13 protein-coding genes are annotated in these 15,287 nt (G+C 33.9%); 9 read left to right on the top strand and 4 right to left on the bottom strand.

The features are described 5' to 3' along the window. Positions 1–32: 32 nt before the first annotated feature. Positions 33–2,537, bottom strand: a complete 2,505-nt coding sequence (locus HHX25_RS09295) for a DUF5686 family protein (RefSeq protein ID WP_169672442.1) — start codon at positions 2,535–2,537, stop codon at positions 33–35. A 152-nt stretch (positions 2,538–2,689) separates the two neighbouring features. Beyond that, positions 2,690–3,667, bottom strand: a complete 978-nt coding sequence (locus tag HHX25_RS09290) for a pyruvate dehydrogenase complex E1 component subunit beta (RefSeq protein ID WP_169672440.1) — start codon at positions 3,665–3,667, stop codon at positions 2,690–2,692. A gap of 334 nt (positions 3,668–4,001) precedes the next feature. Here HHX25_RS09290 and HHX25_RS09285 point away from each other — a divergent pair, with 334 nt between their 5' ends. From HHX25_RS09285 to HHX25_RS09265, 5 genes are all read left to right on the top strand, one after another. Next, on the top strand, positions 4,002–4,748 hold the full coding sequence (locus tag HHX25_RS09285) for an electron transfer flavoprotein subunit beta/FixA family protein (RefSeq protein WP_169672438.1): 747 nt from the start codon (positions 4,002–4,004) through the stop codon (positions 4,746–4,748). A gap of 170 nt (positions 4,749–4,918) precedes the next feature. Next, the gene (locus tag HHX25_RS09280; protein ID WP_169672437.1) at positions 4,919–5,878 is read left to right on the top strand and encodes an electron transfer flavoprotein subunit alpha/FixB family protein; all 960 of its coding nucleotides are present in this window, start codon (positions 4,919–4,921) and stop codon (positions 5,876–5,878) included. Positions 5,879–5,998: 120 nt separating this feature from the next. Then, positions 5,999–6,613 (top strand): bifunctional nuclease family protein, encoded by a 615-nt coding sequence (locus HHX25_RS09275; RefSeq protein WP_169672435.1) that lies wholly within the window; start codon positions 5,999–6,001, stop codon positions 6,611–6,613. 15 nt (positions 6,614–6,628) lie between these two features. Continuing rightward, positions 6,629–8,173, top strand: coding sequence for a NupC/NupG family nucleoside CNT transporter (locus HHX25_RS09270; RefSeq protein ID WP_240964432.1), 1,545 nt, complete (start codon positions 6,629–6,631; stop codon positions 8,171–8,173). 225 nt (positions 8,174–8,398) lie between these two features. After that, positions 8,399–9,223, top strand: a complete 825-nt coding sequence (locus HHX25_RS09265; protein ID WP_169672433.1) for a thymidylate synthase — start codon at positions 8,399–8,401, stop codon at positions 9,221–9,223. Positions 9,224–9,336: 113 nt separating this feature from the next. Here HHX25_RS09265 and HHX25_RS09260 read toward each other — a convergent pair whose 3' ends face one another. Next, positions 9,337–9,633: an isoamylase early set domain-containing protein gene (locus HHX25_RS09260; RefSeq protein ID WP_169672432.1), complete on the bottom strand. Its 297-nt coding sequence runs from the start codon at positions 9,631–9,633 to the stop codon at positions 9,337–9,339. 280 nt (positions 9,634–9,913) lie between these two features. Between HHX25_RS09260 and HHX25_RS09255 the strand changes: the two genes are divergently transcribed. From HHX25_RS09255 to HHX25_RS09240, 4 genes are all read left to right on the top strand, one after another. Continuing rightward, a complete protein-coding gene (locus tag HHX25_RS09255) occupies positions 9,914–10,828 on the top strand; it encodes a dihydrofolate reductase (protein ID WP_169672431.1) in 915 nt (304 codons plus the stop codon). A 259-nt stretch (positions 10,829–11,087) separates the two neighbouring features. Further along, positions 11,088–11,912, top strand: a complete 825-nt coding sequence (locus HHX25_RS09250; RefSeq protein WP_169672430.1) for a helix-turn-helix domain-containing protein — start codon at positions 11,088–11,090, stop codon at positions 11,910–11,912. Between the two features lie 61 nt (positions 11,913–11,973). Next, positions 11,974–12,843 (top strand): SDR family oxidoreductase, encoded by an 870-nt coding sequence (locus HHX25_RS09245; protein WP_169672429.1) that lies wholly within the window; start codon positions 11,974–11,976, stop codon positions 12,841–12,843. Positions 12,844–12,960: 117 nt separating this feature from the next. Continuing rightward, positions 12,961–13,614 carry a hypothetical protein gene (locus HHX25_RS09240; RefSeq protein ID WP_169672428.1) on the top strand — a complete coding sequence of 218 codons (654 nt, stop codon included), beginning with the start codon at positions 12,961–12,963 and terminating at the stop codon, positions 13,612–13,614. 101 nt (positions 13,615–13,715) lie between these two features. Here the strand turns inward: HHX25_RS09240 and HHX25_RS09235 are convergent, their stop codons facing one another. Then, positions 13,716–15,197: an aminotransferase-like domain-containing protein gene (locus tag HHX25_RS09235; RefSeq protein ID WP_169672427.1), complete on the bottom strand. Its 1,482-nt coding sequence runs from the start codon at positions 15,195–15,197 to the stop codon at positions 13,716–13,718. Positions 15,198–15,287 lie beyond the last annotated feature (90 nt).

Here is a 15,287-nt window from a genome sequence, read left to right as displayed (position 1 = left end):
AAATAACGTATAGACTGTACTTTTGGGTTTTTCTAAAAATAAAACCCAAAAGTCCCTGTAATACCAAATTTTCTGGCATCTGGATTTAAAGTTTCATCTAAATAATTCCCTCTAAAGTTGAAATCTATCCTAAAGACTTTAAAAATATTACCAACCCCTAAACTGTATTCATAATACATTTTATCAGATGGAGCCACTAAAGGAATTTCATTAGGGTTCCCTGTTGTATTCAATAGGATATTCTCATCGGAAATCTCACCCCATACACCACGGATACTAACAATCTCACGAAGGTTGAATTTCCTTAAAAACGGAATCCTTGAAAACAAGCGTCCGTTAAAATTATGTTCTAAATGCAGTGAGGTATATGTATCGGATACAAATTCATAAAAATCCAATTGAGAAAAGGTATTGTAGATCGAGAAATAAGATTGATTCCCTGGTATCACGCTTAGCAACCCAAGCGGCACTTCCCCAAAGGTTTTCCCTGCCTCAATGGTGGTAGTCAATCTACCAAAACCACCAACTTGCCATGGTTGTATATAAGATAATTGTAATTTAGTGTAATCAAAATCACTATCAAGTATGCTCTTATCTCCCCGACTTATTTGGGCAAAAATACGAGCAAAACCATCATTAGCTTCTCGACGCTCCACGCCAAAACCAGTCATTTTTCGTTTTGGAAAAACAGATACAGATAAGGAAGTTTCAAACTGATTAATTATGGATTCCACCCCAGTAGACGTATTATAATCTAAGCTAAAAGTGGGCGATGCCGACTCTAAAGTCCTATAATTGGCTCCTAATCTAAAAATAATATTACGCCAGGGCTCTGCTTCAATCGCCAAACTGGTTAAGTTTATAGACGTTAATTTGTCATTCGTACTGGTTCCAACCACAGAAGAAGATGCCAAACTACGCCCTAAAACGTCTGTAGATGTTGTTAAACTAGCTCCTATTTGCTCGACATCACGCCGATTTCCTCCAGATATAATAAGCCTGTTCTTTTTATCCAACAACCATTTTCCGGAAATACCGTATTTAAATTTATCGTCCCTAAAACCATAAGCCATAAACCCTTCTAATCGCCAAAGGTCATTTCTTCCAAAATAGGTACGCCCCCCTGCCCGTAAACGCAAACCTTCTACATCGTTAAATCCAAAGGTTGAAAATATAGGACCATAATCTAATGGTAGTCTATTAAATTCGATATAACCCGATGCCAGAATACTTCCTAGATTATAAAGTTGTTTAAACTTTTTAACTGTTTTTAAAGTATCTAGCATTTTATAAATTCCCTTTTCATCTTTATTTAAGGACTCTAAGCGATTTTCTGCCCAAAAAGCATCATCTCTATCGTAAACATCTTTGTCGTAGTTATAAACTTCTTGGTCATAGAATTTTTTATCCAATTCTTTATCAAACTCGTAGTTATCGTATAATGTGGTACGCTTGCCATATACGCCACGTGATTTTTCCTTTTTGTTCAAAGCAAAATCAGACATCATATAATCACGTTTTACTAGGAATAAAGAATCGTTTAATACTTCAAACTCCTGTTCTATATAAATTTCTTTTACCCAGTTTATGTTAGCACTCTTCGATGCTTGCAGATTAATTTCCTTGATGGCATATGTGCTATCGGCGACCCAGAAATCGCCTTTAAAAGTCAGCTCGTTTTTACGCCTTGGGTAATATATAATGTTATAGCACCATTTATTATCTATAAAAGCACTATCCGATAATACATAATTGTAGGTATTAATTCCCGTTTTAGATAGTGGACTTACAAAACTTTTGTCAAAAAACTTTAAGTAATTATCATATACATTATAATCGGAATACAAATCATCAACAAAATCAATGATCACCTGGTTATCACTAAACCCAGAGTTTTTATTCCCTTCTAATACTTCCTTTTGCTTATTAAGGATATTATCACCATAAACTCTGGAAACGGCCTCGTTAATAAACATAGGCAAATAGGTTTTACCTGTTACTCGCGATGTATCTACTTCATTAAAAACAAACTCCATACCCCTAAAAAGCTTACTTTTTATAAGGGCACTGTCTATGGTATTAATATCGAATTCTACTTTCTCATACTTATCATATTCGTACTGCTTGTGTAGGTTCAAACCATTTTTACGTTTATGCTCCCAAATTTTCCTAAGAAGGTCAATTGCTGGGTTATTCTTTTTTGATTGTTTTCCTGTCGTTATAACAACTTGGTCTAATTCTGCATTTTCTTCTTTTAAAACAAACTTCAAATTATAATTTACCTTTTTATCTAAAGGCACATTTAAAAGTTCATAACCAATAAAAGAAATTGTTAATGCATCCCAATTTTCGTCAGATTCTAAATAAAATCTCCCATTTTCATTTGTTATGGTTCCTATGGTAGACCCTTTAAAAATAACGTTTGCAAACGCTACAGGTTCGTTAAACTCATCAAATACATAACCGCTGGCTTTGGTTTGCGCTATTGCAAAAAATACATTTAGTAGGTAAAGAGCAAAAAGTAATTTTATTTTCATCAAAAAAATTTAATTATTTTCTATAAAGACAAATATAATTTGTCCTTGGTTGCATGAAATTGAAAAAATATGGTTTGAATCTATTTCATAATACAAAAAAACTTCATCAACAATCGTGCTAATGAAGTTTATATAACGTAAAAAATATTAATTTATTTGTACAATACTTTTTTTACTGCTTTAATAACATCGTTACTGTTTGGTAACCATTCTGCTAATAAAACAGGGGAATACGGAGCAGGCGTATCTGCTGTATTAATTTTTACAATAGGAGCATCTAAATAATCAAATGCTTCACTTTGTACTAAATAAGTAATTTCGGTAGCCACATTTCCAAAAGGCCATGCTTCTTCTAAAACGACTAATCTGTTGGTTTTTTTAACCGATTCTACAATCGCTTTTCTATCCATAGGACGAACGGTACGCAAATCAATAATTTCGCAAGAAATATTTTCTTTAGCTAATTCGTCTGCTGCTTTATAAGCTTCTTTAATAATTTTCCCAAAAGAAACAATCGTTACATCGGTTCCTTCTCGTTTGATATCTGCAACACCTAAAGGCAATATATACTCCCCTTCTGGCACTTCGCCTTTATCTCCGTACATTTGTTCGCTTTCCATAAAAATAACTGGATCATCATCGCGAATTGCTGCTTTTAATAGACCTTTAGCATCATAAGGGTTAGATGGCACCACAACTTTTAAACCTGGTGTGTTAGCAAACCAATTTTCAAATGCCTGAGAGTGGGTGGCTCCTAATTGTCCAGCAGAAGCAGTAGGACCACGGAAAACAATTGGACATTTAAATTGCCCACCAGACATCTGTCTGATTTTCGCAGCATTATTTATAATTTGATCAATTCCAACTAAAGAGAAGTTAAACGTCATATACTCAACAATCGGTCTATTACCTGTCATTGTAGAACCAATAGCAATCCCAGCAAAACCAAGTTCTGCAATAGGTGTATCAATAACACGTTTATCACCAAATTCATCCAGCATGCCTTTCGATGCTTTATAAGCACCATTATATTCTGCTACTTCTTCACCCATTAAATAAATGCTTTCATCTCTACGCATTTCTTCACTCATGGCTTCGCAAATAGCTTCTCTAAATTGAATTGTCTTCATTAACTTATTTTTTATTCGAATTGCAAAAATAGGAATTATTGATTATAATTTGATATAAAAAACAACAGTAAAATTATCCGCAAAAAAAAATTATTAATTTTACAGAAATCGTATACGAATAATGAAGATTTGTTACTTTAAATTCGCTCTAATTCTTTTTATTTATTCCTCAGTTAACCAATCAAAGGTTTATAAATTCTTAAAGAAATATTAATAATTATGCATTTTTTGATAATTATTCCGAATATTTACTATGCATGCATAGTAAATATTCGGAATAAAATAATTAACTTCGTAGCCTCAAAAAACTAAACTCAATTAATATAATAATATTATGAAAATATTAGTGTGCATTAGTCATGTTCCTGATACGACATCTAAAATTAATTTTAGTGAAGGTGACACAAAATTCGACACCAATGGTGTACAATTTGTAATTAATCCAAATGACGAATTTGGTTTAACCCGTGCTATGTGGTTTAAAGAAAAACAAGGTGCTCATGTTACTGTTATAAATGTTGGTGGTGCAGAAACAGAACCAACACTTCGTAAAGCTTTGGCTATTGGTGCCGATGCAGCTATTAGGGTTAACGCTATGGCATCAGATGGTTTTTCGGTAGCCAAACAATTAGCCAACGTTATTAAAGACGATACTTACGATTTAGTTATAGCTGGCCGTGAATCTATAGATTATAATGGTGGTATGGTTCCTGGCATGATTGCTGGGTTAACCAATGCTAACTTTGTAAATAATTGCATTGGTTTAGAAGTAGATGGTACTTCTGCTAAAGTAATAAGAGAAATCGATGGTGGAAAAGAAACTGTTTCTACAACACTTCCATTGGTTATTGGTGGTCAAAAAGGATTGGTTGAAGAAAGTGATCTTAAAATACCAAATATGAGGGGTATCATGATGGCACGCCAGAAACCTTTAACAGTTGTTGAGCCTATTGAGGCTGGCGCAGAGACAACCTCGATTAAATTTGAAAAACCTGCTCCTAAAGGAGCCGTAAAATTAGTTTCGGCAGACAATTTGGATGAATTAGTAAGCTTACTTCATAACGAGGCTAAAGTTATTTAATGCGGTATTCCTGCGAAAGCTGGAATCTTTTAAATTGAAACTAAATTATTATAAAATAACAACTCCTGTTACAGTTAATTATAAAAATGAATACCCAAGACAGGAAATTAGGAAAATAAAATATTAATCATACCCTGAAACGAGTCCAGGGTGACGAAAAATAAAATTTTATGTCAGTTTTAGTATATACAGAATCAGAGCAAGGCACGTTTAAAAAAGCCGCTTTAGAAGTTGCTTCTTATGCCAAAGCAGTAGCAAATCAATTAGGTACAACAGTTACAGCCATTACTATAAATGTTGATGATGCATCTGAATTAGGAAATTATGGTGTCGATAAAGTTTTAAATGTAACAAATACACAATTACAATCTTTTAATGCCAATGGTTATGCTGAAGCCATCAAACAAGCAGCAGAAAAAGAAGCCTCAAAGGTTATTGTGGTAAGCTCTAGTGCAGATAGTAAATACTTAGCCCCGCTTTTGGCTGTTGGTTTAAATGCGGGATATGCTTCTAATGTTATTGAAACTCCAGCTAGTACATCGCCATTTACAGTTAAGCGTACGGCATTTACCAATAAAGCTTTCGAAATATCTCAAATTAATACCGAAATAAAAATCATAGGGGTTTCTAATAATTCATTTGGGTTGGTAGAAAATAGTGGAAACCTTTCCACGGAAGACTTCTCGCCTTCAATTTCGGATTCAGGAATTAAAGTAGAATCTGTTGATAAAGCAACAGATAAAGTTACCATTGCAGATGCCGAGATTGTTGTATCTGCTGGTCGTGGATTAAAAGGACCTGAAAATTGGGGTATGGTAGAAGAACTAGCAGATGTATTAGGGGCAGCAACAGCATGCTCTAAGCCTGTTTCGGATTTAGGATGGAGACCTCACAGTGAACATGTTGGGCAAACTGGTAAACCTGTAGCATCAAACTTATATATAGCTATTGGTATTTCTGGAGCTATTCAACATTTAGCTGGAATTAATGCTTCTAAAGTAAAAGTGGTCATCAATACGGATGCTGAAGCGCCTTTCTTTAAAGCTGCAGACTATGGTGTTGTTGGAGATGCTTTTGAAGTTGTACCACAACTTACAGAAAAATTAAAGACTTTTAAAGCGCAACAATAAATAATTTTTTATAAATTGTATAGTCGTATAGAACTGCTTAAATTAGCACTAAATACTTAATTCTGTCTTAGTCAGTTGGTAAAGTCCTAATTTAAACAGTTCTTTGCGTTTTTATAAATTATGAGTTTAGTAAGATTAAATATAAAAGGCATATCCTATAGCCAAACCCAAAACGGCGCTTACGCATTGATTTTAAATGAATTAGATGGCGATCGTAAACTTCCAATCGTTATTGGTGCTTTTGAAGCACAATCTATTGCCATAGCTTTGGAGAAAGAAATTAGACCTCCCAGACCATTAACGCACGATTTATTTAAAAATTTCGCTGATCGTTTCGATGTGGTTGTAAAACAAGTAATCATCCATAAATTAGTCGATGGCGTTTTTTATTCTAGTTTAATATGCGAACGTGATAAGATTGAAGAAATTATTGATGCTAGAACCAGTGATGCTATTGCTTTAGCACTTCGTTTTGATGCACCTATTTTTACTTACAAAAACATTCTTGACAAAGCTGGAATATATTTAAAAGTGAATCCGAAGGAAGAAGGTGAAAATGAGGACAGTATTTTGGTAGACGACATGATTTCTAGTGAATTAGAACCTGAAACACCTCGCGAAAATCTTAAAGGAAAAACACTTGAAGAATTAAATAGCTTATTAGAAGAAGCTGTTTCTAATGAAGATTATGAAAGAGCAGCGCATATTCGCGATGAAATCTCAAAACGAGAATAATATTTACTTCTAAATATGAAACAGTTTTCTTTGCTTATTGCCGTTGTTTTTTTCTTATTGACGTCATCCATTATAGCGCAAGAGGCAAATGAAACTATAAAGTTGGATTCCGTTCAAAATGAAACGACCATTCAACAAACAGCAACTGCAAATAATTTTGCCGATACTCTAAACATCAATAGCACTAACCTTAAAACTGAAAATGTATCGACCGAAAATAGTACGAATATTTCAGTAAGTACCATTATTCCAAGTCAGGGATTTTCATTTAATAGTCTATGGAGAGGAGCTTTAGGCATGCTTTCTTTAATCTTTCTAGCCTTTCTTTTCAGTAGTAATAGAAAAGCTATTAATTGGAAAATTGTAGGGATTGGTCTAGCTTTTCAATTACTAATTGCTATTGGGGTTTTGAAAGTTGAATTCATTAAAGGCATTTTCGAATTTATTGGAGGCCTTTTTGTTGAAGTGTTAGAATTTACAAGAGCAGGCAGTAAATTCTTGTTTGAAGGTTTAGTTGTAGACATGGATACCTTTGGCTTTATATTTGCTTTTCAAGTATTGCCAACCATCATATTTTTTTCTGCATTGACCTCTGTCTTATTTTATTTAGGCATCATTCAAAAAGTAGTAAAAGCCATGGCTTGGTTGCTTTCTAAAGCCTTAAAAATTTCTGGGGCGGAAAGCTTGAGCGTTGCAGGCAACATCTTTTTAGGCCAAACAGAAGCACCTCTTTTAATAAAGGCTTATTTGGAAAAGATGAATAAATCTGAAATGCTTTTAGTCATGATTGGAGGTATGGCAACCGTAGCTGGTGCCGTATTGGCAGCGTATATAGGTTTTTTAGGAGGCAATGATCCAGAACTCAGATTGTTTTATGCAAAGCACCTTTTAGCTGCATCTGTTATGGCTGCTCCTGGAGCTATAGTTATTTCCAAAATCCTGTATCCACAAACAGAAGATATTAATACAGACGTAAAAGTTTCTCAAGAAAAAATTGGAGCTAATTTTTTAGATGCTATCGCCAATGGTACTACCGAAGGCTTAAAACTTGCTGTTAATGTTGGCGCTATGCTCCTTGTGTTTGTTGCTTTTATTGCCATGTTTAATGGCATTCTGGGATGGATTGGTGATGTGTCTTCAATAAATACATGGGTGGTTAACAATACGCCATATGAAAGCTTATCTCTTGAACTAATTTTAGGCTATGTGTTTGCACCTCTTATGTGGCTTATCGGCGTCGCTAAAGAAGATATGGCTTTAATGGGACAACTATTGGGCATTAAATTAGCAGCTAGTGAATTTATAGGCTATATACAACTAAGAGACTTAAAAGAAGCTACAAATATAGTTCATCTTAACTACCAAAAGTCTATAATTATGGCAACTTATATGCTTTGTGGTTTTGCCAATTTTGCTTCTATAGGTATTCAAATTGGGGGTATAGGCTCTCTGGCTCCTGGTCAGCGTAAAACCTTATCTAAGTTTGGTATGAAGGCCTTAATTGGAGGCACTATCGCTTCTTTAATTTCTGCTACTATTGCGGGCATGATTATTGGGTAAGCTACATATTGTTTGCATAAATAAGGGACGATCGTAATTATCTTTTTGTAAATTAACTTACTCTAGTATTTTGTAAAAAAGCAAAACTCGCAATAGCGTAGAATGGTTAATAACTTTATAATATCATTAAGATATGAAATAAATAAGCTAAGTAGTTTTTTTTATTTTTAAACCTAGAAAATTTAAGTTCAATTTAAAGAGATTCCCACCTCCGTGGGGAATGTTATGCAACAATATCACGACCTAGTAAAACACGTTTTAGAAAACGGAAATGAAAAAGGAGATCGTACCGGAACTGGTACCAAAAGTGTTTTCGGATACCAAATGCGATTTGATTTAAGTGAAGGGTTTCCAATGGTTACCACTAAGAAACTACACCTAAAATCTATTATTTACGAATTACTTTGGTTTTTAAAAGGGGATACCAATATAAAATATCTCACAGAAAATGGTGTACGTATTTGGAATGAATGGGCTGATGCCAATGGTGATCTTGGACCTGTTTATGGACACCAGTGGCGCAACTGGAATAGCGATGAGATTGATCAAATTAAAGAAGTTATTCATACTTTAAAAAACAATCCTAATAGCCGACGTATGCTTGTTTCTGCATGGAACCCATCTGTACTACCAGACACTTCAAAATCGTTTGATGAAAATGTAGCTAATGGTAAAGCAGCATTGCCTCCTTGCCATGCTTTTTTTCAATTTTATGTAGCCAATGGAAAACTTTCGTGTCAACTATACCAACGAAGTGCAGATATTTTTCTAGGAGTTCCTTTTAATATTGCCTCCTATGCTTTATTCACCATGATGATGGCACAAGTTTGCGGTTATGAAGCTGGTGAGTTTATCCATACATTTGGAGATGCTCATATTTACAGTAATCATTATGATCAATTGGAGCTACAATTATCCAGAGCGCCAAAACCGCTCCCAAAAATGATTCTAAATCCAGAAATAAAAGATATTTTTGACTTTACTTTTAATGATTTCACGTTGGTAGATTACGATCCGCATCCGCACATAAAAGGTGCCGTAGCCATATAAAAAGGCTAAAAACATCCAGAAGCTTATTCGAGAACAGTCGAGATTATAAAGTTCTTGACTGCACTCGATATAACATTTTATTTTTAAAAGCTTTTTTTTAAGACGGTATTTAACTAAACGTTTAATACACCGTTTTCGGCATCTGCATAAGCATTCCAAGTATACGCATCTGCTTGTTCGTCATTAACATAAGTACCATCAACAACATATCTAAACTCATACGAGTTATTCTTTTCTAAATCTACAGTCCCTTTAAAAGTACCATTTTTAAGTTTTTTAAGTGTTGTTGATTTGGTATCCCATTCGTTGAAAGTCCCAACTACAGTTACCTCATTCGCTTCTTTAGCAGGTACCGAAAAAGTAACCTTACAAACTGGTTTACTTTTTAAATATTGTTTTGTAATCGCCATAATACTAGTTTTTTTGTGTTGTTTATACAGTAAATTTATAAAACAATTTCTCATTTATTTATATAAAATCTGACATACTAAAAAGAATTATCAATTTGATAAGTATTACTTTACAATAATTTAAACTATATAAAATACCTATACCATATTTATCAGATTGCCAAATGCCTGTTTTTCTTTTATCCCTGGTTTTCAGTGGTTTTAAAACAAAAACGAATTCACCTTAAACCATAAAAAATTCAACAAAATATTATAACTTTACATCTCTTATTAGATACTTATGTTTGGAAAAAAGAAAGAAAGTCCTCAAATAGATAAAGAACAATTAGAGCTGATTCAAAATGCTCAAAAGCGTATAAAACAAAAAAAACGTTTATATGCGCACTTTGTTCTTTTCCTAATTGGTTCTGTATTTATAATTCTTGCCAACACGGTTCTGGATATAGGTAAGGATTTCACGCTGTTTGGAAAAGAATGGTTTTTATTTGCCATTTTTATTTGGCTTTTCTTTTTAATTTACCACATATTTAATGTGTTCGTTACTCATAAGTTTATGGGAAAAGCTTGGGAGAAAAACCAATTGGACAAACTTGTAACTTTGCAGAAAATAAGAATAGAGAAGCTTAAAAATGAGCTTAAAAAAGAAGCACCAATTATTGCAGAAAGCGAACATTATAACGAAACTTTAAACAAAAAAGAAAAAACATCTGAACTTACTATCATAGTCGCTGCAGCCGAAAACAATGCGATTGGCAAAGACAATAAACTTATCTGGCATTTAAGTGACGATTTAAAACGCTTTAAAAGTCTTACCAATGGTCATTATATTATCATGGGGCGAAAAACATTTGAAAGTTTTCCGAAGCCATTACCAAACAGAACGCATGTTGTAATTACAAGACAAAGCGATTATCAAGTGCCTGAAGGCGTTATTGTTGTTAATAGTTTAGAAGACGCTATTAATGTCTCCAAAAATGACCCACAACCTTTTATTATTGGTGGTGGCGAAATATATAAACAGGCTTTACTTATAGCCGACAAAATTGAATTAACGCGTGTACACGAGAGTTTTGAAGGAGATGCTTTCTTCCCTGAGATAGACTCTTCTACTTGGAAAGAAACCGCCAATACCTTTCATACAAAAGATGAAAACCATAATTATGAATTTTCGTTTTTGACTTATGAGAGGAAATAAACCACATATCTAAGATGTATAAAACAATGCTAGATTATATGTTCAATTGAGAGTCCATCCTCTTTTGGCTACCCTCATTTTCCTGCAAAAAGCCATAGGACTCCACGCTTTAACATGAACGCTGTACGCAAGTAAAAAAGATGACCCAAATTGACATTTTTTTGAACCCATTATAAAAGTCAAATAAACCTCTAACGAATATTTTCGTTTAAATAAGTAAATGATCCTCGACTATAAATCCATAGAATTATTTGGCAAAATGCTTTTTGAGACAATCACTCTCAAACCGCCTTTCAAAAAGCCACACCCCATGCCAAATGCAGCTTGCTTCTTATACATCATAAAAGGTGAGTATGAATCCATATCAGAAACTGAAAAATTAAGAATAGAAGCTGAAGAATCTTTATTAATGAAGTGCGGTAACTACACTAGCAAAATGTTAAGGTCTAAATCTTCAGATACATATCAGGCTTTAGCGGTTCATTTTTATCCAGAAATTTTATTAAAAATCTATGAAAATAAACTCCCAGGCTTCCTAAAAGAAAAAGTTGATTCGAAAATCGGAATGTCAAAATTACACAGTGATATTTTAATACGAAAATATATCGAAGGCATCTTATTCTATTTTGAGAATCCCAGCTTGGTTAACGAAGAAATATTGATTTTGAAGTTAAAAGAAATCATACTGCTTTTAAATCAAACAAATAATGCGCCTGCAATTCGAACTATTCTGTCCAACCTATTCAATCCAAGTTCTTATACTTTTCGCGAAATTATTGAAGCTCATTATTATTCCAATATTACGCTTGAAGAACTGGCTACGCTAAACAACCAAAGTCTATCAACCTTTAAAAGAGAATTCAAGAGGGTATACAAAAAGTCCCCTGCTACCTTTTTAAGAGAGAAAAAATTAGAAAAATCTATAGAACTGCTAAGCTCAACAAACCTAAGAGCCACAGATATTGCTTATGATTGCGGTTTTACAGATGTCTCTCACTTTTCTAAGACTTTTAAGCTTAAATATGGCGTTTCCCCTACTAAATACAAGATGACCCATCTTGGCAAATCATTGAACCAATCGTAAAACACCTTCCTTTTGCTTCTTTTAACCTTTGTATTATCAATTAATACAAACGTTTATAAAGATGAAAAAAGCAATTATTACAGGTTCAAGCAGTGGTTTTGGGTATTTGTCCACACTTACCTTGGCTCGAAACGGATATAAGGTTTGGGCCACAATGAGAGATTCCAATGGAAAAAACAGTAATAAGAAAAAGGAATTTGAGGAGCTCGCAATAAAAGAAAACCTGAGCATTACTGTTGCAGAATTGGATATTACGAACGATGTTTCTGTTAAGGAGCTATCTGAAAGAATTATTAAAGAAGAAGGAAATCTTGATATTCTTATTAACAATGCAGGTATTATGTATGTCGGTATCACAGAAGCATACAGCCTGGAACAGGTACAAGAACAATTCGATACCAATTTCTTTGGTGTGATCCGAACTTCCAAGACATTTCTTCCCTTGCTAAAAAAGTCAAAAGATGCTACTATTATCAACATATCCTCATTAGCTGGACGATTGGTATTCCCTTATTTTGGAGTTTATTGTGCCAGCAAGTTCGCTTTAGAAGCCTACTCTGAAGCATTAAGCTACGAATTAAAACCCCTTGGAGTAGACGTAAGTATCATTGAACCAGGCCCTTTTCCAACAAGGTTGTTACACAGCGGCCCAAAGGAAGAGGATACATTGACATTAGATACTTATGGAGATATGAAAACGGTTCCGTCTGCAATGCTTCAAAACTTTGGAGAATTTTTTAAAAGCGAAGATGCACCAAACCCTCAAGATATTGCAGATTCGATTTTAGAAATTCTCCATATGGAAAAGGGACAAAGACCAATTCGAAAAGTAACGGGAATAGATTATGGAACAAACGAATTAAACAAAAACATAAGCCCAATTCAGGAAAATCACATTAAGAATAACCTTCAAATGGGCCATTTAATTTAAGCCACAAAAATGAAATATTTAAAAACACTTACGAAGGTCGTCTTGGGAGCATCTCTATTATTCTCCTGCAATTCAAAGGCACAAAAATCAAACATTAACACAAAAAATACTGACAAAATGGAAACGAAAAATGAGGAAATAGTAAATGTAGCTTTAATGTACATAAACGATGGTGAAGAAGAACGCTTTGAAGAATATAAAAGGAAGGGCGGAGCTATACTTAAACAATACGGAGGGAAAATAGAACGAATAATTAAACCTAATATGCTGGCAGAAGGTGAAATGGAATTGCCAGACGAAATCCATTTTGCCACTTACCCAAACATAGAAGTCTTTAATAAATTTAATGAGGACGAAGCGTTTATAAAAATTAGAAATGAATATGCGCTCCCAGCTCTAAAAGACATATCCATTTTTACAAGTCGAAATACAGATTTCGAATTCAAAAAAGAAACAGGGGACACTACTAAAACCTATGGCGTAGCTTTAATTTATTTTAATGAAGGTGAAAAATATGTGCAGCAATTTACAGAATATCATGATGAAGTTTGTGAAATTATGCCTGAATTCGGCACACACTTCGAACGTTTTATCGCGCCTTTTCAATCAAAAGGAAGTGTAGAAAAGCCTGATGAGATACATCGTTTTTATTTTGACTCTATGGAAGGGCTACAACAAATGGGGACAGATAAAAGAATGAAAGCTTTATTTCCAAAAAGAGATGCTTCGTTAAAAAAATTATATTTCTTTATTGGAGAAGCCAAATTATAAATAATTTATTGATCGCAAGCACTAACTTCTAAAGTTGGTGCTTTTTAATTTCCCTATGATGAAATACTTTAATCAAGAGACACTGGATTTTATTCAAGAGCCTAAGCATCTACAAGCACCATCGTTTTTTTAAAACGTTTAACAAATTCTCTGGCCTCTGTTTCATTATAACATGAAAACCCCATTCTTATAGCATTATGCTTTATATTCGCTACATCATAACGCTGCCATTCTGAAATAATTAGCTTTTGCTGTTTTGCTATTTCTGTAACCGTATCCCACGAATAATTTTTATTTAAGGTTACCCAAAGCGCCATACCTCCCATGGGGATTTCAAAAGATAAATACTCACTTAATTCTTCCTTGAGAAGCTTGCAAAACAAATCTCGACGCGCTTTATATATTCTAACTACTTTATTAATATGCCTGTCCAAGCTTCCATCTTTGATAAAATTAGAAAAAGTCAATTCTAAAATAGCATCACCTTGCCTATCGATAAAGCGTCTCAACTTTGCACATTCATCTACAAAAGCCTTCGAAGCGATTAAGTAACCCACTCTAAAAACAGGTGCAACCGTTTTGCAAATGGAGCCTATATAAATAACGTTCCCACAGGTATCATGACTTGCCAGAGGCAAAATGGGGGCATGATTATAATGGAAATCATAATCGTAATCATCTTCAAGAATGGCAAAATGGTACGTTTTGGCCAAATTTAAAAGATGGATTCTCCTTTTAGCACAAAGCGTCACTGTTGTGGGATGGTGGTGATGTGGCGTCGTATAAACAGCTTTAACAGCATACTTTTTGCATAATTTTTCTATGTCGTTCGTATTCAATCCGTTTTCATCTACCCTAACTCTTAGCAATTTACCTTTAGCAAATTCAAAGGTGGTGTCTACAGAGCTATAATTGGTCTCCCCTACTATTATATAATCTTGATTATCAACTAATAATTGAGCTGTTAAGAACATTCCCATCTGGCTCCCTCTAGTTATAAGAATATTATCTTTGGTAATATTTAACCCTCTGGTTTCATTCAAATAACATACTAAGGTTTCTCTTAATTCCGTATTGCCATAAGTTGTTCCATACTTCATATATTTAAGCATATGTTTCTTATTCGCTATTTTTCTGTAAATGATAGATAATTCTTTAATTGGCGCCAATCGTTCATCAGAAACACCATCATTCACATACATGTAATCCTCTGTATAATCTTGTGGAAATTTTCGATTCAAAATAGGATTTTTATTAAATGAGAAGCCTGTCTTATCATCAGTCCTATCAATCACTTTTTCAGTCCATTCCTGCTGCTGTAACAAAGGAATATCCTTATGAACAAAAGTTCCTTTTTTAGGAATGCTCTCTATCCACCCTTGTAAAATAAGCTCTTCATAACAAGCTATCACTGTTTTTCTGTGTAACCCTATTAAATCTGACAATGTTCTGGTTCCAGGTAATTTTGCCTGTGGCGGCAGGGTACGCTCCTTAATTAAATTGATAAACTGATTGGTAAGCTGAATATAAATGGGCTGCTTACTAGCCCTATCTATTTTGAGAATGGTTTTATAAGGAATCATAACTGGACTATTTAAAAAATGATTTCTGGACGAATGAAACAATCCATAAATCTACTAATTTTGTTTTAAACAACAAGCATCAATCAAATC

This window comes from Flavivirga algicola (genome assembly GCF_012910715.1).
Lineage (GTDB): Bacteria > Bacteroidota > Bacteroidia > Flavobacteriales > Flavobacteriaceae > Flavivirga > Flavivirga algicola.
Note: the sequence above shows the minus strand (reverse complement) of the source record. Positions and strands in the feature narration are given on the sequence as shown.